General features: G+C 54.8%; 14 protein-coding genes, 14 tRNA genes and 2 rRNA genes (1 of these 30 cut by a window edge). All 30 read right to left on the bottom strand.

Features of this window, described 5'->3' with window-relative positions; all coding sequences use genetic code 11:
* Nucleotides 1–313: 313 nt before the first annotated feature.
* Nucleotides 314–1,801 (bottom strand): sulfatase, encoded by a 1,488-nt coding sequence (locus ACHHV8_RS28670; RefSeq protein ID WP_395162726.1) that lies wholly within the window; start codon nt 1,799–1,801, stop codon nt 314–316.
* Complete coding sequence (locus ACHHV8_RS28675) at nt 1,798–2,157, bottom strand: hypothetical protein (RefSeq protein WP_395162727.1); 360 nt, start codon at nt 2,155–2,157, stop codon at nt 1,798–1,800. The genes ACHHV8_RS28670 and ACHHV8_RS28675 overlap by 4 nt, the downstream gene beginning before the upstream one ends.
* A complete protein-coding gene (locus tag ACHHV8_RS28680; RefSeq protein WP_395162728.1) occupies nt 2,126–3,388 on the bottom strand; it encodes a sulfatase-like hydrolase/transferase in 1,263 nt (420 codons plus the stop codon). The genes ACHHV8_RS28675 and ACHHV8_RS28680 overlap by 32 nt, the downstream gene beginning before the upstream one ends.
* Complete coding sequence (locus ACHHV8_RS28685) at nt 3,385–4,350, bottom strand: ABC transporter ATP-binding protein (RefSeq protein ID WP_395162729.1); 966 nt, start codon at nt 4,348–4,350, stop codon at nt 3,385–3,387. The genes ACHHV8_RS28680 and ACHHV8_RS28685 overlap by 4 nt, the downstream gene beginning before the upstream one ends.
* Complete coding sequence (locus tag ACHHV8_RS28690) at nt 4,316–4,912, bottom strand: ABC transporter ATP-binding protein (RefSeq protein ID WP_395162730.1); 597 nt, start codon at nt 4,910–4,912, stop codon at nt 4,316–4,318. Before ACHHV8_RS28690 ends, ACHHV8_RS28685 begins: the two co-directional genes overlap by 35 nt.
* Entirely contained in the window at nt 4,912–5,316 is a 405-nt protein-coding gene (locus ACHHV8_RS28695; RefSeq protein WP_395162731.1) for an ATP-binding cassette domain-containing protein, read from the bottom strand. Before ACHHV8_RS28695 ends, ACHHV8_RS28690 begins: the two co-directional genes overlap by 1 nt.
* Nucleotides 5,317–5,407: 91 nt before the next feature.
* Nucleotides 5,408–6,271, bottom strand: coding sequence for an ABC transporter permease (locus tag ACHHV8_RS28700; RefSeq protein WP_395162732.1), 864 nt, complete (start codon nt 6,269–6,271; stop codon nt 5,408–5,410).
* A 20-nt stretch (nt 6,272–6,291) separates the two neighbouring features.
* Nucleotides 6,292–7,113, bottom strand: a complete 822-nt coding sequence (locus ACHHV8_RS28705; protein WP_395162733.1) for an ABC transporter permease — start codon at nt 7,111–7,113, stop codon at nt 6,292–6,294.
* Nucleotides 7,114–7,313: 200 nt separating this feature from the next.
* On the bottom strand, nt 7,314–8,990 hold the full coding sequence (locus ACHHV8_RS28710) for an ABC transporter substrate-binding protein (protein ID WP_395162734.1): 1,677 nt from the start codon (nt 8,988–8,990) through the stop codon (nt 7,314–7,316).
* A 197-nt stretch (nt 8,991–9,187) separates the two neighbouring features.
* Nucleotides 9,188–11,563 carry a helix-turn-helix domain-containing protein gene (locus tag ACHHV8_RS28715; protein ID WP_395162735.1) on the bottom strand — a complete coding sequence of 792 codons (2,376 nt, stop codon included), beginning with the start codon at nt 11,561–11,563 and terminating at the stop codon, nt 9,188–9,190.
* Between the two features lie 556 nt (nt 11,564–12,119).
* Nucleotides 12,120–12,503 (bottom strand): methyl-accepting chemotaxis protein, encoded by a 384-nt coding sequence (locus ACHHV8_RS28720; protein WP_395162736.1) that lies wholly within the window; start codon nt 12,501–12,503, stop codon nt 12,120–12,122.
* Between the two features lie 39 nt (nt 12,504–12,542).
* On the bottom strand, nt 12,543–13,562 hold the full coding sequence (locus ACHHV8_RS28725) for a methyl-accepting chemotaxis protein (protein WP_395162737.1): 1,020 nt from the start codon (nt 13,560–13,562) through the stop codon (nt 12,543–12,545).
* Nucleotides 13,559–13,822, bottom strand: coding sequence for a PDC sensor domain-containing protein (locus ACHHV8_RS28730; protein WP_395162738.1), 264 nt, complete (start codon nt 13,820–13,822; stop codon nt 13,559–13,561). Before ACHHV8_RS28730 ends, ACHHV8_RS28725 begins: the two co-directional genes overlap by 4 nt.
* Nucleotides 13,806–14,123, bottom strand: a complete 318-nt coding sequence (locus ACHHV8_RS28735; RefSeq protein WP_395162739.1) for a hypothetical protein — start codon at nt 14,121–14,123, stop codon at nt 13,806–13,808. Before ACHHV8_RS28735 ends, ACHHV8_RS28730 begins: the two co-directional genes overlap by 17 nt.
* Nucleotides 14,124–14,412: 289 nt before the next feature.
* A tRNA-Pro gene (locus ACHHV8_RS28740) sits at nt 14,413–14,489 on the bottom strand.
* Nucleotides 14,490–14,497: 8 nt separating this feature from the next.
* Nucleotides 14,498–14,574 (bottom strand) — tRNA-Arg (locus tag ACHHV8_RS28745).
* A gap of 6 nt (nt 14,575–14,580) precedes the next feature.
* Nucleotides 14,581–14,655, bottom strand: a tRNA-Gly gene (locus ACHHV8_RS28750).
* A 6-nt stretch (nt 14,656–14,661) separates the two neighbouring features.
* Nucleotides 14,662–14,748: transfer RNA gene (locus tag ACHHV8_RS28755), tRNA-Leu, on the bottom strand.
* Between the two features lie 9 nt (nt 14,749–14,757).
* Nucleotides 14,758–14,830: transfer RNA gene (locus ACHHV8_RS28760), tRNA-Lys, on the bottom strand.
* 12 nt (nt 14,831–14,842) lie between these two features.
* Nucleotides 14,843–14,916 (bottom strand) — tRNA-Trp (locus ACHHV8_RS28765).
* A gap of 54 nt (nt 14,917–14,970) precedes the next feature.
* Nucleotides 14,971–15,047 (bottom strand) — tRNA-Asp (locus ACHHV8_RS28770).
* A gap of 45 nt (nt 15,048–15,092) precedes the next feature.
* Nucleotides 15,093–15,169, bottom strand: a tRNA-Met gene (locus ACHHV8_RS28775).
* 15 nt (nt 15,170–15,184) lie between these two features.
* Nucleotides 15,185–15,260, bottom strand: a tRNA-Val gene (locus tag ACHHV8_RS28780).
* 12 nt (nt 15,261–15,272) lie between these two features.
* Nucleotides 15,273–15,347: transfer RNA gene (locus ACHHV8_RS28785), tRNA-Glu, on the bottom strand.
* Between the two features lie 19 nt (nt 15,348–15,366).
* Nucleotides 15,367–15,455: transfer RNA gene (locus tag ACHHV8_RS28790), tRNA-Ser, on the bottom strand.
* Between the two features lie 3 nt (nt 15,456–15,458).
* Nucleotides 15,459–15,534: transfer RNA gene (locus ACHHV8_RS28795), tRNA-Asn, on the bottom strand.
* A 4-nt stretch (nt 15,535–15,538) separates the two neighbouring features.
* Nucleotides 15,539–15,614 (bottom strand) — tRNA-Ala (locus tag ACHHV8_RS28800).
* 20 nt (nt 15,615–15,634) lie between these two features.
* Nucleotides 15,635–15,711, bottom strand: a tRNA-Ile gene (locus ACHHV8_RS28805).
* Nucleotides 15,712–15,768: 57 nt separating this feature from the next.
* Nucleotides 15,769–15,885 (bottom strand): 5S ribosomal RNA (gene rrf, locus ACHHV8_RS28810).
* 108 nt (nt 15,886–15,993) lie between these two features.
* Nucleotides 15,994–17,480, bottom strand: a 23S ribosomal RNA gene (locus ACHHV8_RS28815) (it continues 1,463 nt past the right edge of the window).

Here is a 17,480-nt window from a genome sequence, read left to right on the forward strand (position 1 = left end):
CATGCGTCGGCGGGAGCAGTTGTATGGAGGTATCCGCTGCATTTTCTGGCTGTATAAAAAAACGGTTCGATCGCCGCGTGGCGTTCAGAACCGTCCTGCTTTTTGGCATATCGGGGACTAACGCTGCCGTTCCTGCTTTCGAAGATCCGGTGTTCCCTCTACCTGGGAGTGGACCCATGGGGACGACTCAGCGTACAACTGGGCCGAGCATCCTGACTAATTTAGCCTGAAACCCAGCCCGGCACCGGCGTATGACCGGACCAAGCCTGATTTACTTCAGCTTGTATCCGAGCCTGCCCCCCTCCAGATCGTTTTACTTCGGCAAGCCTAATCTCTCGTACTGCTCCTCGGGCGCATCGTTTTGCTTCATCAGCTCCGCCATCAGCCCGATCATCCGCGCTTCCGCTTCCTTGTCCTGGATCGGCTGCTTTTGCTCCGGATCGTGCAGGATATCGAACAGCAGGGTGCCGAACCGGTGCGCAGGGATATAGCTTCCCGCTTGGATCTTCAGCGTTCTAACGCCTTTGGTAAAAGAAAACGGCTCGGCCAGCTCCAACTGCTGCAGCTCCGCAGGGCTGAACATCGATGCCATGTGCGTCGGCATCAAGGTGTAATTGTACAGCGGGCTGTTGTCCGGCCGTACCGGCGCCCGCATATAAACATAGCGTCCATCCGTGCAGTTGACATGCGCCCCATGGATGCCGAACAAGACGGCTTCCCGGGTCGGCCCGTCCGCTCCGCCGGCTTCGGCTTCGCAAGCCCGGCTTAACGAAATCCCCTGCATATCGGGCGGTGCCTCCGCCCCGAAGTATTCCAGCAGCGTCGGCGCAATATCGATCATCTGCGTCAGCTGGCTGCATCGTTCATTTCGCTTGCCGCTGCGGGGATCCCAAACGAACAACGGAGTCCGGGCAATCTCGTTGTAGAACGGCATAATATTTTTGGCCCACCAATCGTGCTCGCCGAGCAAAAAGCCATGATCGGTCGAGACGATCAGCATCGTATCCTTCCACAGATCGTACTCGTCCATTGCATCCATCACTTTGCCGAGGTAGGCATCGCACATGCTGAGAAGCGCCGCATACTCCAGCTTGCCATGTTCCGCCTCTTCGCGGGTTTCTTCCACCTTCTGATACTGCGGCCAGTCAAAATGCTTGCCCGTGTAATCATGCGGATACAGATCTTTATAGGCCTGATGCGAAAAGAACGGCTCATGCGGATCGAAAGCCTCGATCTGCAGCAGCCAGCGGTCCTCCCCGCGGTTCGTCCGGATAAATTCGATGCCTTCCGTGAACGTTTTGGCCTGCGGATGAGTCTCTTCCGTCGTCATGTACTTGCGGTTAATCCAGTCCTGCCGGAACAGCTGCCCGCGGTAGCCGTCGTAGCTACCGACATGCTCGGGAATCGGCGGCTCCGCCACCTCGCCCTTCCACGGGTCGCCCTCCTGTCCCCGGATGAAGTCCCATGTCGTGTACTGGCTGTGATACGTGGCTCCGCCCGGCTCCCAATAATGATAATGGTCGCTGACCAGGTGAGCGTGCACCCCCTGCTTCCGCAAAATCGCAGGCATCGAATCGTCAAACGGCTCCAGCGGGCCCCAGCTGCGGTGCAGGAAATTATGCCGGCCTGTCAGCAGGTCTCTTCGCGCAGGCATGCATGGCATACTGCCTACCCAGTTGTTGTCGAACGTTACGCTCCGTTCCGCCAGCCGGCTGAAATTCGGCGCATGCGTCCAATCGCAGCCGTAAGGCGGCAGCATGTGCCGGTTCAAGGAATCGAACAGAATCAAAATCGCTTTCATCGGCGAATCGTCTCCTCCCGTAAGGTGCCATACCAATGCCGTACCGCTTCCTCTAGCCTCCGAACCATATCCGGATGCTTCTCCGCCAGATTGATCCGCTCGCCCGGATCTGCATCCACATCGGACAAATGGACGGCGTCTATCGCAGTCCGGCTGAAATCTAGCTTGCCGTTCAGCACCAGCTTCCACTTGCCCTCCCGGACAGCCAGCTGTTCTCCGTATTCCCAGAACAGCATCCGGCCGCCCGTCGGGTCGGTTCCAGCGGCTGCTCCTGTTCCGCCCGCTTCCGCCGTTCTTTTAACAGCCCCCACTCCAGCGGCTGATTCACCCGCTCCTGCAGCAATTTCGGCTTCCACGGCTGCTCCATACGCTCTGTCCGGTCCGTACGGCTGTTCTGCCTGTTCCATCCTCTTCTGACGCTCTTTCAGCGGTCCTAGCTGCCCCAGGCACTCCGTCAGATCCAGCGGCTGCTCCATTGGCTCCTGCCGCTCCCGCGCCGCCTATGTGGCGAGCCTCCTCAGCCGCTCCGTCTCCTCCGAGCAGCGGAACCAGGCTCGTTCCATTCGGATCGTAAGCCTCCGGGGAGCAGCCTGCCAGCTCCAGGAACGTCGGGAAAATATCCATCATCGCGCACACTTCATCCCGCGTCTGCCCAGCGGCGATAAACGAAGGATAGCTGAGAATCGCAGGCTCTCTTACGCCTCCGTCGAACAAGCTGCCCTTGTGACCGCGGAAGATGCCCGCGCTGCCCCCGTAATACAAATCCTCGGTCCCGTCCAGCCAGTTTCGGGACTCCGTCGAAGGACCGTTATCGCTCGAGAAGAAAATTACTGTATTCTCGTAGATGCCTTTTCGTTTCAAAGCAGCCACGATATCCCCGATCCCGTCATCGACAGCCGCGATCATAGCTGCCATGATTCTCCGGTCGGGAGACAGCTCCGGGAACCGGTCGATATACGGCTTCGGCGCATGCATCGGATAATGCGGCGCATTGTAGGCGGTGTACAGGAAGAACGGCTCATCCTCTGCAGATGCCTCGATGTATTCCACCGACTTCTTCGTAATGACCTCGGTCATATATTGGCCGTTCTCCCACACCTCTTGTTCGTTATGCCATAGGTCGTGGACCGGATTGACCCCGCCCGCCTGCTCCCAGTAGAAAATATGCGAGTAATAGTCGATGCAGCCTGCACGGAAGCCATAAAATTCATCAAAACCGTGCGCATTCGGACCGTACTCCGCAGAAGCGCCGAGATGCCACTTCCCGAACAAGGCGGTCCGGTAGCCTTCGGATTTTAATACCTTAGGCAGTGTCGGCAGCCCGAGCGGCAGCCCCGCAGTTCCGCGTTTGCCTCCCAGAATGTGGCTGACTCCGGCTCTGGCCGGATACCTTCCCGTCAGCAGCGAAGCCCGCGAAGGGGAGCAGACCGGCGAATTGGAGTACCATTTCGTGAACCGCATGCCCTCCCCGGCCAGCTGATCGAGATGCGGCGTCTTCATCTCCGTCGAACCGTAGCAGCCCAAATCGCCATAGCCCAGATCGTCGCAATAGACGACGATGAAATTCGGCCGTTTGGTGGTCATCATTGATCTCCTCCTTGTCCGTACAAATGGCAGAGCACACTGCGCCCGTCCTCTGTGCTGACCGCCTCCACCCTGGTCGTGCGGCATACCCCGCTCGCCGAAGGACAGCGGTGGTAGAAGCTGCAGCCTGCGTCAGGCACTGGCTCTCCCTGCCGGTCCAGCATCTTCTCCTGTTCCTCCGTCTCCCTCCACGGGTCGGGCGAGGAATGCAGCAGCAGCTTCGTATACGGATGCCGCGGATGCTGGATCAGCTCCTCCGTCGGTCCGTATTCCATCATCTGGCCGGCATACATAACCATAATCCGATCGGCCATATACCGGGCGCTGCCCAGATTGTGCGTGATCAGGATCAAGGACAGGTTCTCCTTATCCTTCAGATCCAGCAGCAGGTTCATAATATCCACACCGATAGATACGTCGAGCATCGAGGTCGGCTCATCGGCGATAATTACTTTGGGGTTCAAACCGAGCACCTTGGCGATGACGACGCGCTGCTTCTGTCCCCCCGAAAGCTGATAAGGATACTTATCAATAAAGTCCTCCGCCGGGGTCAGGCCCACCTTATTCAGCAGCTCCAGCACCCGCGGGCGGGTATCCCCTTTCACCTGGCGCTGCACCTGCAGCGGCCTGCCGACAATATAGCCTATCGTATGATGCGGGTTCAAAGCCGCGAACGGATCTTGAAAAATCATCTGCACGAAAGTCGGCAATGTTTGCCGCAAACGTCGGTTCCGTTTCAGCGATTCACCGTTATAATAGATGTCGCCATCCGTTGCCGGGATGAGGTTCGTCAGCATGCGGGCGATCGTGCTTTTGCCGCTGCCCGACTCGCCGACAATGGCCAGCACCTCCCCCGGCTCCAGACCGAAATGAATATTGCGTACCGCTTGGAACTCCTTTTTCTTAAGCATCGAGCGGGACGTGAAGGTTTTACCGAGGCCGCTCACTTGAAGCAGAGACTTCATCGTATACCCCCTCCTCCCCATACAAATAGCAGGCGATCCGTCCCTTTGCATCCTCTGCCATAGCAGGCTCTTCCTGCCTGCAGTGAGACATTGCATGCGCGCAGCGCGGCTCGAATTTGCAGCCGCCCGGCGGGCGGATCAGATCGGGCGGGCTGCCCGGAATGCCGGTCAGCCTTGTTCTCGGCCCCGACAGCGAAGGGAACGAGTTCAGCAGCCCTCTGGTGTACGGATGCCGCGGCGCCTTCAGCAGCTGGCTTTTAGTCGCTACCTCGACCAGCCGTCCCGCATACATAATGCCGATCCGGTCGCACATCTCCAGCATCAGCGGCAGGTCGTGCGTAATGAACAGGACGGAGAAGCCAAACTTTTGCTGCAGCTCCAATATTTTGCGGATAATCCCGTTCTGCACTACCACATCCAGCGCGGTGGTCGGTTCGTCCATGACAACCAGGCTCGGCTTCAAAGCCATCGCCATAGCAATGACGACCCTTTGCCGCATGCCGCCCGACAGCTCGTGAGGATAGCTGTCCAGCCGGCCCTCCGGCAGATCGACCAGCTTCATCAGATCCGCTGCCCGCCCGGCAGCTTCCGGCCCGCTTCCGGCTCATGGGCGACAATAGCATCAACCAGCTGATCGCGGATGCGCAGCACCGGATTCAGATTGTTCATCGCGCTTTGCAGCACGATCGACATCCGGGACCAGCGCAACCGGTCGAACTGCTCGTCGGACAGCCCGGTCAGCTCTATCCCGTCCAGCTTGACGCTGCCCTTCGTTACCTGCGCCGGATGCCGGAGCAGACGGCAAATGCCGAAGGCGGTCGTCGACTTGCCGCAGCCGGACTCCCCAGCCAGGCCGAAGATTTCCCCCTTTCGGATCGAGAAGCTGACATGATCGGCAGCCTTCACGACGCCTCTCGGCGAAGCGTATTCTATGCACAGGTCTTGGACCTCCAGCAGATCTTCCAAAGGTATCCCTCCTTCAATCTGGATGCATCGGGAAGCTGCTGCCCCCTGCATCCTTGCTCCTTTATCCTTCATCCGCTGTATAAAACCCGCTCTACAGCGCTGCGTTGCCGCGGTTCGCGCGGTATTTTTCCAGAATGCCGTTGCCGATCAGTATAAAGCCGAAGCAGAAGCACGCAATCGCGAGCCCCGGCGGCAGAATCCACCACCAGGCATGGAACATAACCGCATTGTTCGCATTGGCCAGCGCCAGAATCGTCCCCCAGCTGACATTCGTCGGGTCGCCCAAGCCGAGAAAGCTGAGCCCCGCTTCCGCCAGTACGGCCTGCGTCGTTACCAGCACCTGATTGGCCAAAATGACCGGAATGATGTTCGGCAATATTTCCCGGAACATAATTTCCGTATCCTTCATCCCGACCATACGCGCCGCTTCCACATAGCCGCTCTGCCGCTCCGACATCGTCTGGCTGCGGATGCTTCTCGCCATGTAGAGCCAGCTCAGACAGCCGATAATCAGGATCGTGCTGCCGATCCCCATAGAGGGGAGGAAGGACGCCAATATAATCATCAGCGCTAACGTAGGAATAATGAGAAACAGATCGACGACCCGCATCAGAGACTCTTCGATCCAGCCCCCTTTGAAGCCGGAGATGACGCCGACCGTGACCCCGATCACCGTGGTGATAAGCCCGGCAATGATGCCCACCCAGAACGAGGTGCTCGTGCCGTAAATCATTTGGCTCAGCACATCCTGCCCGTAGCTGTCCGTACCCAGCCAATGCGCAAAGGAAGGAGCGAGCCACGAATCGAAGCCGATAAAATTTTTCGGATAAGGCGCAAGCACCGACCCGAATAAAGCGATAACGGTGAAGACGATAAAGATCGCGAGTCCGATTTTTCCCTTTGCCCCCGGAAAAGCAGACCCCGACGCCTTCAACATGCGTAGCATAGTTTGCATAGGGAACCTCCCTTGGTACGTTAGTTAAGCACCACCCGGGGATCGAGCAGCGGGTACAGCAGATCCGCAATCAGATTGCAGACGATAACGGAAATCGCGATAAACAGAAACGAGCCCTGAATTAGCGGGTAGTCATGATTCAGAATCGCGTTGAAGGTCACAAGTCCGACCCCCGGATACGAAAAGACGATTTCCGTCGTGATCGCTCCGCCGATAACATGACCGAGCGAGGTCATCAGTCCGGTAAAAGAGGGCAGCAGCGCATTGCGCGCTCCATACATGTACTTCCTGCGGCGCACGGACACGCCTTTCGCCTTGGCGAGCAGCATATAATCTTCGGACAGCACGCGCATCAGATTGTTGCGGAGGACGAGAATATGTCCGGCCAAGGTCGCGATGATAAGCGTAAACACCGGCAGAAACGCATGGTTCACAATAGACATGATCTTCTCCCAAACGGAGAAGCTGTCGATATCCGGGTCCATCGCCTGCCCGAGCGGAAACCAGCCCAGGTAAAAGGAGAAGATCATGATGAAGATGATCGCGATCCAGAAAAAAGGCACCGAGTTCAAGAAAAACGCTGTAAACAGCGTGGAATTGTCAAAAAACGATCCGGACTTCCAGGCTCCCCGGATCCCGATCAGCCAGCCGACCAAGTAGCTCAGCAGCGTGGCGATCAGCACGGTCCCGAGCGTCCACGGCAGCGCTTTCAACATCACGTCGGCGACCGGTGACGGATAGTTTACATAGGACACGCCGAGGTTGCCGTGCAGCAGCTGGCCCAGATAGCGGCCGTATTGATGCAGAATGCTCGGATCGTCCAGCCCGAACTGGGCCTTCAACGCATTCGCTACCTCCTGCGAACCCAGCGCCTTCTCCGAAGCCAGCGCTGTCGCGGGATCCCCCCCATTAACCGGGGGAGGAGGAAATTCAAGGTTACCGCCATATAGAGCGTAACAAGGGCAAAGCCCACTCTTTTCAACAAATAGATGGAATTGTAGCGCACAACCGCACCTCCTGTTCAGCTTAAAGACGAACCATGCTACTTCTTCTTGATCTGCTTAAGCGACAGGGCGGAGGTAACGGGAAGGTCTTCGTTATAATTCGTAAATTGATCCACCCGGTACGGAATATGTCCGCCTACGTTGTACATGACGGCCACAGGGGCTTTATCCGCAATCCGCTGCTGAACCTGCTGGTACAGCTCTTTGCGCTTGGCGGGATCTGCCGAAGACGCCTCGTCGAGCCATTTGTCCACGTCCGCATCGCGGAAGCGCATGTAGTTAAGGCCCGGAGCATTAGTGCCGATCGGCGCTGTCATTTTGCTGTGGAAAATTTCAAGCTGCGCCTGCGGATCGGGCGGCGTCGTAATCCCGTTCTGCAGCAGCTCGTAGTCTCCGGCCATCAGCAGCTTGGTCAGCTCCGGCCAGGTCACCAGCTTGGTCGTCGTCTCGATGCCGACTTCCTTGAGCCATGCGGTAATCATCGCGCCTTCCTTGTTCTGCGCCGGCGCATTCGCCGCCATATGATACGTGAAGGAAAGCGGCTTGCCGTCCTTCTCATAGATGCCCTTGGCATTCTTCTTATATCCGGCGGCTTCGAGCCCTTTGACGGCCTCATTCAGGTTGTAATTGTAAGCGGGATTATCAATCAGCTTCTTGTCCGCCATGTCGCCGAATACCGATGACAGGAAGCCTGGATTAGCCGGGAATACGCCGTTGGACTCGCCCTTTTCGATCAGCGATTTACGGTCGAGCGCCACCTGAATCGCCTTGCGCACCGCAGGATCGGATAACAGCGGCTTCTCATTATTAATAACGACGGAGAACGTGTTCAAGCCCGGATAAATTTGCAGCTTGTTCACCGGATTTTCCAGCAGCTTCGGTACGCTTGGCATCGCTACAGTGCCTGTTGTACCTTGAACGTCACCTTTTTCCAGCGCAAGCGTGAGCGTCGATGAATTGTTGAACCGGTTCACGAACAGCTGTTCAATCGATGGCGCGCCGAGGAAGTAGTCGGCATTGCGGTCGAGCACAATAGCGCTCTCATTTATACTTTTAAATTTAAAAGGCCCGGTGCCTATCGGCGTTTTATTCAAAAACTCCGCTGCATTCTCCTTCTCGAAGATATGCTTCGGAACCATGTATACGGTGGACAAATAAAACGGCAAAGACGGGAACTGCTTATTCATTGTAAATACAATCGTATCCGTCCCCTGAGCGGTCACTTCCTTCAGCCGGTTGTCCCCCCACAGCTGGTAACGGTCCAGTACCTTGTTGTTCTTCAGCGCCTGGAACGAATACAGCACATCGTCGGCAGTGAACGGCTTGCCGTCATGCCATTTTGCTTTTAAATTCAATTTCACGGTATACGTTTTGTTGTCGTCCGACCATTTGCCTTCCCCTTCGGCCAACCGCGGCATCAGGTTTCCTTTGACCGGATTAAAGTAGTAGAGCGAATCGAATACATAATCGAAAAACGGCGTCCAGTTGCCGGTGGCCAAAAACGGGTTAAAGTTCGTGACCTGCTCCGGATTGACTGTCTCCCCCAAATGATACACGCCCCCAGCGGCCGCTTTGGTCTCTGTGCCGGTACCGGCGCCAGGATCCTGCTGGGTCTGCCCAGCCGGTTTAGGATCGCTGCACGCCGTCAGCATTCCAAGCAGGATCACCGACGTCAGCAGGACGCGGGCGGCTTTTGCTCCAGCCCTCTTCTTCATAAGCTGTGTCCCCCTTAATAAATGATGGTTTTTCGACCTGGTACTGCCTTCTGCCTTGTATGTCCGGTTACAGGACCATCATAGAAAAGCGGCCTCTTCCCGTAAAGAGACCATTGTTGAACTTAGGGACTTCAGCGGAAAATGCGCCGTTTCGGCGCCATGGTCCTTTGATGACATCGTTCACCTGCGGCCGTATTTCAGTAAATCTGGTCTCCCGCGAGCTTGCTTGGAGCATGAATATCTCGATATTCCCCAGGGGTCACGCCTTCGTATTTTTTGAAAATCCGGTTGAAGCTCCGCTGGTTGGCATAGCCTACCGACGAGCCGATTTCTTTAATCGCCTGCGTGCTGTGCTGCAGCAGCTCCTTCGCCTTATCCAGGCGAAGCATGATGACGTAATCGGTAAATGTCATGCTGATCTCCTGCCGGAACAACCGGCTTACATAGGAGGGGTCCAGCTTCAATTGGTCGGCAATGCCGCCAAGGGAAATGTCCTTATCAAAATTGAGCTGGATGTACGCCAAAATTTGCTGCGCTACCGAAGGGCGTTCCGCGGCCGGCTCCGCGTGGACCTGGCGGTTGATCGTACAGGCATAATCGTGAACGAAACGCACTGCCTGCTCTACCGTTTCCAGCCACATCATCTGCTCCTGCAGGCAGGTCAATTCCTCATCCGGCTGAGACGAGACCAGCCCCAGCTCGGAAGCGCGCTGAAACATTTCTACAATCAGCTGAAATAACGAGTGCCGCAGCAGCGGAAACGAGAGTCCCTCCGCCTGCTGGGCAAGCCTGTGCAGACGCTGCAATGCGTCCTGCAGTCTGTCCGGCTCCTCCGAGCGCAGATGCAGCAGCAGGTCGCGCTTCACCTCGCCCAGCTTCCGGAAAAATTGCTGATCGGACGGTTCCCTCTCCTGCTGCAGCCAGATCGGCGAGACGAACCCGGCGCCTTTAAAGGCCCGCAGCTCCAACGCCTCCATCGCTTCCTGATACGATACGCTGATCTCGCCGGCAGACGTCTTCAGCCCTCCGATGCCGACGCTGACCGATAAATTCAAATAATTTGCAATGGAGCTTAACGTGGCGGCAGCTATCGCTTCCGCTTGGGCCCGGAAATCCTCCGTAGCCAAGTCTTCCTCCGGATTGCAGATCAGAATGATGTCCCGGCTCTCGGTATGCAGCGGATAGACGCGAAAGGTGCTCCCGGCAAGCTCGCTGCCCACCTTGGCAATAAAGTAACGGATGGAGCTCTGATCGAAGCTGCTATACTTCTCCACATAGGAGGCATAATTGTCAATGCGCAGCACGCTGACGAAGAAGCCGCTGCCTGTCACCGGCAGACGGTAATAGGCGAACTTGGCCAGCCGCTCCTCCGGGTCATGCGGCTGCTCTTGAATGAGCTGCTGAAGGAAGCTTTGCTGCAGCACAGGCCAGTTATCCCGGAGCTGGTCATCCAGCTCGCTCCCTTTTTCCTTCAACGAATGGAAGGCCGCGAGCAGCATGGTAACTTCGCTTTTTTCTTCCCCGGGCGGATGCCCCTTGCCCTCCTCCCTTTTATTGCTCACTAATTGAACAAGCGAATAAATAGGGCTGTAAATTTTTAACGAGATAAAGAAAGCGAAAATCCCCGCGATCCCGATACTGAACACCATGACAATAAACATGAACGATTGAATCGCTTGGCCGCTTTTGTACAAGGATACGGTTGGAATTAAATTGACGTATTTCCAGCCGGTATAAGGCGAAGTCACCGTGGTAAAGGAATAATCGGCACCGCGGAAATGACCTGTGAACGCAGATGTCCGGTCCGCCATATGCTCACTGACCATAGAAAACTCCTTCTCATTGACGACGGCCCCTGTGGTGATGTTATAAGCGAGCGAACCGTCCGGGCTGACCATCCAGATTTCCTCCCCATGCCGGATCAGTTGGATCGACGGACTCTGGAATAAGGCCTGCTGATTCAGATTGACCACGACGGCCCCGTTGATCGGCGTTCCTACCCATGGGGTCGTGCGGATTAACGTCACTTGTGTCTCGTTCAGCTGATTCGTTTTCGTCTTGGGATAGGGCCGCACAAACCATTTGCCCTCCGTCTTATGCATCGAGGCGTACAACGGGAACCATTCCGGATCGTCGCTGTCCTCCACCTTGCTCAAGCCTGTCAACGCCGACTGTACCAGCCCGCTGCGGGCGTAATAGACTGAAATGGACTCGATATAAGGAGAAGAGATGTACGATTCCAGCATCACATCGTGAATAACGTCCGCGTCGGACTTCGCCGGCCCTTCCCCTCCCGCCTCCAAAGCTCTGGAAAAAGCCATGTTCTGAGCGAGCCGGATCGTAATTTGATCCACGTCATTGAGCAGTGCATCCATTAGCCGCCGGGTCTGTTCCAGCACCTGCATACTGGACTGCTTGACCTCATCGCGAACCACGTTCTGACTGTACCGCTCCCCAAGAAAGCCGACGACCGCCGCGGTCACGACTACCAGCAAGACTTGAATGAACAGGATACGAAAAAACAGGCTGCGAAATTTGAAATTGGAAAAGGCCGATTGGATCAGGCTAATCAAAGGAATCCCCCCGTGAAGGATCTATTTTTCTATTTCTTATAAATCCGATAGGAATATAATAACATAGATTCGATAGCCGGGACGATGGAATGGAGGCGGGAAAACAAATGAATCCCGAAACCCAGTCCGGACGGGATTCAATCTTAATCAGCAGTCGTTTAGTCTCATCTCAAGACTTAGCTGCCGATAAAACCGGGAGCATCTATAAAGTGAACTTCATAATGTCTCAGCGACACTCTCCTCTTCTGAACCTGTGTCTGCTTCGGTGATCTGTCTGACAGCACCATGAACCTCACCGCTGGGGATGGCTACGGTCACCCGTCACCTGAGATCTAAATGAAGGCTCACTCTTCTCTCTTTAGTTTATCATTATGATTGCGCTTTCAAAACAACTTTATTACTTCCTGCCCACATGCAGCCTTCATTACCCCATCCACATAAATGCTCTTCAACAATAGACAAAAAGCCTCTATCGGGATGCCGATAGAGGCTTGGTATACAATACGTATAGGGTGATGAATTAGCCGCGAACGAATGCTCAGATTATCTTGTCCGATTAGCTCAGCTTAAACTTGGCTACCAGTTCTTGAAGCTCCGCTGCCATCCGGCTTAAAGACTCCGAGGATGCTGAAATTTCTTCCATCGCTGCGTGCTGTTCCGAAGCTCCCTTGGAAATATGGCGCATTTCCTCAAGCGAATGCCTGGAGGTTGATACCATCTCATTCATTGTTGCCGAGACATCCTCGGTGCTGACCAACAATTCCTCCGTTGCCGCCGAAACCTCCTCAATCTGAGTGGATACTTCCTCCACCGCCTTGACCACGGAAACGAAGACTTCACCGACTTTCTCAATCTGTGCGGCACTTGTCCTAACCTCTTCTAATCCTCCTGAGATCGCCTTGGACGTATCGGCGGTTGAGCTCTGAATTTCAAGCAGCATGCCGGCAATAGAGCCGGTTGCCTCGGTTGTGAGCTCTGCCTATTTTTTGACCTCTCCGGCCACCACGGCAAAGCCTCCCCCATGCTCCCCGGCTCTTGCCGCTTCAATGGCGGCATTTAAGGACAAAAGGTTTGTCTGATGGGCGATGTCCGAGATGTAGCTTACTATCCGATGTATATCGGACGACTTCCGTTCTAAAGCCGCTACTGTGCGAGCCGTGCTTTCCACCGTACTGCTCAGACTCGTGATTTGAAGCACCGCTTCCTGAACGACCGTGGAGCCTTGCGTGACCTGCCCTTTCACCTGCTGAACATTTTCATTAACGACACCGGACGACTCCGCAATTCGTTGAATGCCGATCGCCATCTCCTCCGTTGCCGTCGCCGACTGTTCCGATCCTTCATACTGGACTTGTACGCCTCGGGCTGCCTGTTCGGCCGAGCTTGCCATGCTTTGCGAACCAATGACGGAGCCTGCTGCAATTGCCGTTAACTGCTCGGAGGAAGCCGCCGTATGCTCAACAGCCTCCGAAAGCTTGATCAGCGTAAATTTGAAAGATTCCAGCATCGCATCAATATCGCGCATGAGCTGCTGCAGTTCATCATGGCCTCGCGGGTTTAAACGCTCCGTAAGGTCACCGCCCGCAGCTCTTTTCATAATTTTTGTCATCATGTACACAGGCTTCAGCGCATAATGGGCTGCCAAATAAGCCAGCACCACCACGGCCGCCAAACAAACAAGAATAGTAATGAATACGCTCCTGTTCGATTGCGTCACACCGCTCATCAGATCATCCTCGTCATTCGTAACCACGACCCGCCAACCAGTCAACCCCACCTCGGCAAAGGCCGCCGCCTTCGAGGTGCCATCCGCCGCGGTATAATGAATTTCCCCGATTTTATTCTTCAGTACGTTTTCGCTAAATAACTGGGCAGTCGCTTCATTCTCATAATTTTTGAGTTCTTTACCGATTCGGCCTTGCGCTTGATAGGCAAGGTAATGACCGGTTTTCGAAATTAGAAACACCGCGCTCGTATTCCCGATTTTGTTGCGGTTCAAATCCGCCAGGATGTTCCCGGGGTGACCACAGCTTGAACGAGACCGCGAAATTCGCCGCTGCTGCCAAGAAGCGGAAAATCCAGAATGATGATGTTCTCTTGGGTGCTGCCTTCCGAAATAATATCCGATATGCCTACGGTCTTCTCTTGCTTAATTCGCTTGAAATTATCAAAGCAGGATAAATCCAGCTCGGTCCCCTTATCGTCAAACGACTTACCGGACTCTGCAGCAAAAGAAAATGACCTAACGTCGGGACTCATCGCCCTTCATGGTTTGGAGAAGCTCCACTTTCTTTGCCCGGCTTCCCGCGAGAACATCCGTACGATAGGTATTGACCATACTTTCCATCGTTTTGACTTTCCCATCGAGAAAGCCATTTAACTGCACCGCATTCGCAGATGCAATCACCTTTTGCTGCTCTTCGAGCTCTGTCTTGACGACTTGGGTATACAAAGTCCTCATAATTCCGGCCACTATGGCTACCGGCACTGTCGTAAGCAGCAAAAGAAATAATGTAAATTTTGTTTTCAAAGAAACCGTACGCTTACTCCCGCTCATCATCCTGCTCGTTCCTCCCGAACCTGCTGCTATAAAATGTAGTGTCGATTTGCACGAAACCTCTTGTTTTCCATATGCAAATAAAAAAAGCGGCTAAGCAAAAAGATGCTTTGACCGCCGCTTGGCATGAATTTCTATAGAAAATACTCTTTCAAAAGCAGGCTCCCCCCATCACTGAAGGATTTGCTCTCCTTGGGAAGAGCACCATCCCTTTACCTTGCCCCGTTAAAATGCAAAAAATCCGCGATCTCCGCGGATTCTAATTTCTTAGAGTAAAAACCTGAAATATAAATGGTCGGGACGACACGATTTGAACATGCGACCCCCTGGTCCCAAACCAGGTGCTCTACCAAGCTGAGCTACGTCCCGAAGTAATATGGCGTTCCCTGAGAGATTCGAACTCCCGGCCTTTTGATTCGTAGTCAAACGCTCTATCCAGCTGAGCTAAGGGAACATCATATGGAGCGGAAGACGGGAATCGAACCCGCGACCCTCGCCTTGGCAAGGCGATGCTCTACCGCTGAGCCACTTCCGCAAAAATTGGTGCGGTCGAGAGGACTCGAACCTCCACGGCTGTTACACCACTAGAACCTGAATCTAGCGCGTCTGCCAATTCCGCCACGACCGCAAAAACCAATGAGCCATGTAGGACTCGAACCTACGACACCCTGATTAAAAGTCAGGTGCTCTACCAACTGAGCTAATGGCTCTCAATAATAAAATGGCAGGGGCAGCAGGAATTGAACCCACACCAAAGGTTTTGGAGACCTTTGTTCTACCTTTAAACTATGCCCCTAGATGAAACAGAGGCTCTCGGATCTCCATTCTATCAGAGATCACAAGTACAAAATGGCGGAGCCGACGGGATTCGAACCCGCGGTCTCCTGCGTGACAGGCAGGCATGTTAGGCCTCTACACCACGGCTCCACACTTGAATTTTCAAAGCAGGGTAACCTTACTTCAAAAATAAATTGGTTGCGGGGGCAGGATTTGAACCTGCGGCCTTCGGGTTATGAGCCCGACGAGCTACCGGGCTGCTCCACCCCGCGTCGTTATACTTTATATGGTGGAGGCTGACGGGATCGAACCGCCGACCCTCTGCTTGTAAGGCAGATGCTCTCCCAGCTGAGCTAAGCCTCCATGGGACAATAATGGTGACCCGTAGGGGATTCGAACCCCTGTTACCTCCGTGAAAGGGAGGTGTCTTAACCCCTTGACCAACGGGCCTTGCTTTAAAGTATTGCTACGGAGAGAGAGGGATTCGAACCCTCGAGACGCTTGTGACGCCTACACGATTTCCAATCGTGCTCCTTCGGCCAGCTCGGACACCTCTCCAGATGGCTCCCCGAACAGGACTCGAACCTGTGACAACTCGATTAACAGTCGAGTGCTCTACCAACTGAGCTATCAGGGAATAATGGTGGAGCCAAGCGGGATCGAACCGCTGACCTCCTGCTTGCAAGGCAGGCGCTCTCCCAGCTGAGCTATGGCCCCATATCTTAATTATTTAGTTATGGTGGGCCCTAGTGGACTCGAACCACCGACCTCACCCTTATCAGGGGTGCGCTCTAACCAGCTGAGCTAAGGGCCCTTATCATATATAGTTTGTCCAACACAGCGGCAAAAAAAAACCCACGGTTGTGGGATCGCTTGGCGACGTCCTACTCTCCCGGAACCCTTCGGTTCAAGTACCATCGGCGCTGGAGGGCTTAACGGTCGTGTTCGAGATGGGAACGCGTGGTTCCCCTCCGCCATCATCACCAAACGATGTGTCATGTTTCTGCCAGGAAACATGAATACTTTAATTCAAGGCGACTTGCACCTTGAAAACTAGATACGAAACAAGCATACATCCTTCTTCTTTGCTGTTCTCTTGGATAAGCCCTCGACCGATTAGTATTCGTCAGCTCCATACCTTACGGCACTTCCACCCCGAACCTATCTACCTCGTCGTCTTCAAGGGGTCTTACATACTGGGAAATCTCATCTTGAGGGGGGCTTCACGCTTAGATGCTTTCAGCGCTTATCCCGTCCGTACGTAGCTATCCAGCCGTGCTCCTGGCGGAACAACTGGTACACCAGCGGTACGTCCATCCCGGTCCTCTCGTACTAAGGACAGCTCCTCTCAAATTTCCTGCGCCCACGACAGATAGGGACCGAACTGTCTCACGACGTTCTGAACCCAGCTCGCGTACCGCTTTAATGGGCGAACAGCCCAACCCTTGGGACCTACTTCAGCCCCAGGATGCGATGAGCCGACATCGAGGTGCCAAACCTCCCCGTCGATGTGGACTCTTGGGGGAGATAAGCCTGTTATCCCCAGGGTAGCTTTTATCCGTTGAGCGATGGCCCTTCCATGCGGTACCACCGGATCACTAAGCCCGACTTTCGTCCCTGCTCGACCTGTTCGTCTCGCAGTCAAGCTCCCTTATGCCTTTGCACTCTTCGAATGATTTCCAACCATTCTGAGGGAACCTTGGGGCGCCTCCGTTACTTTTTAGGAGGCGACCGCCCCAGTCAAACTGCCCACCTGACACTGTCCCCATACCGGTTCACGGTACCAGGTTAGAACTCCGATACGATCAGGGTGGTATCCCAACGGCGCCTCCACCCAAGCTGGCGCTCAGGCTTCTCAGGCTCCCACCTATCCTGTACAGATCGTACCAAAGTCCAATATCAAGCTGCAGTAAAGCTCCATGGGGTCTTTCCGTCTTGTCGCGGGTAACCTGCATCTTCACAGGTATTAAAATTTCACCGGATCTCTCGTTGAGACAGCGCCCAAGTCGTTACGCCATTCGTGCGGGTCAGAATTTACCTGACAAGGAATTTCGCTACCTTAGGACCGTTATAGTTACGGCCGCCGTTTACTGGGGCTTCGGTTCATAGCTTCGGGGTAAACCCCTAACCACTCCCCTTAACCTTCCAGCACCGGGCAGGCGTCAGCCCGTATACTTCGCCTTGCGGCTTCGCACAGACCTGTGTTTTTGCTAAACAGTCGCTTGGGCCTTTTCACTGCGGCCCCCTCGGGCTATTCACCCTACCGAGGCACCCCTTCTCCCGAAGTTACGGGGTCATTTTGCCGAGTTCCTTAACGAGAGTTCTTCCGCGCGCCTTAGCATGCTCTGCTCGCCTACCTGTGTCGGTTTGCGGTACGGGCACCTTCTCCCTGGCTAGAGGCTTTTCTTGGCAGCCTGAACTCATGACCTTCGCTACTGTAATTTTCGCTCCCCATCACAGACCAGCCTTAAGGATGTGCGGATTTGCCTGCACACCAGCCTCTCTGCTTGGACGGACATCCATCAGTCCGCGTCACTATCCTTCTGCGTCACCCCATTGCTCATAACGGTTCACGGTGGTACA

It is taken from the genome of Paenibacillus sp. TAB_01, from assembly GCF_043945595.1.
GTDB lineage: Bacteria > Bacillota > Bacilli > Paenibacillales > NBRC-103111 > Paenibacillus_S.

Bases quoted from the DNA above. Each gene is read 5' to 3' on its own strand.
- ACHHV8_RS28690 (WP_395162730.1), bottom strand. From the start codon at position 4,912: ATGAAGCTGGTCGATCTGCCGGAGGGCCGGCTGGACAGCTATCCTCAC.
- ACHHV8_RS28685 (WP_395162729.1), bottom strand. From the start codon at position 4,350: ATGAAGTCTCTGCTTCAAGTGAGCGGCCTCGGTAAAACCTTCACGTCC.
- ACHHV8_RS28680 (WP_395162728.1), bottom strand. From the start codon at position 3,388: ATGATGACCACCAAACGGCCGAATTTCATCGTCGTCTATTGCGACGAT.
- ACHHV8_RS28730 (WP_395162738.1), bottom strand. From the start codon at position 13,822: ATGAGTCCCGACGTTAGGTCATTTTCTTTTGCTGCAGAGTCCGGTAAG.
- ACHHV8_RS28700 (WP_395162732.1), bottom strand. From the start codon at position 6,271: ATGCAAACTATGCTACGCATGTTGAAGGCGTCGGGGTCTGCTTTTCCG.
- ACHHV8_RS28720 (WP_395162736.1), bottom strand. From the start codon at position 12,503: ATGCTGCTTGAAATTCAGAGCTCAACCGCCGATACGTCCAAGGCGATC.
- ACHHV8_RS28735 (WP_395162739.1), bottom strand. From the start codon at position 14,123: ATGATGAGCGGGAGTAAGCGTACGGTTTCTTTGAAAACAAAATTTACA.
- ACHHV8_RS28710 (WP_395162734.1), bottom strand. From the start codon at position 8,990: ATGAAGAAGAGGGCTGGAGCAAAAGCCGCCCGCGTCCTGCTGACGTCG.
- ACHHV8_RS28670 (WP_395162726.1), bottom strand. From the start codon at position 1,801: ATGAAAGCGATTTTGATTCTGTTCGATTCCTTGAACCGGCACATGCTG.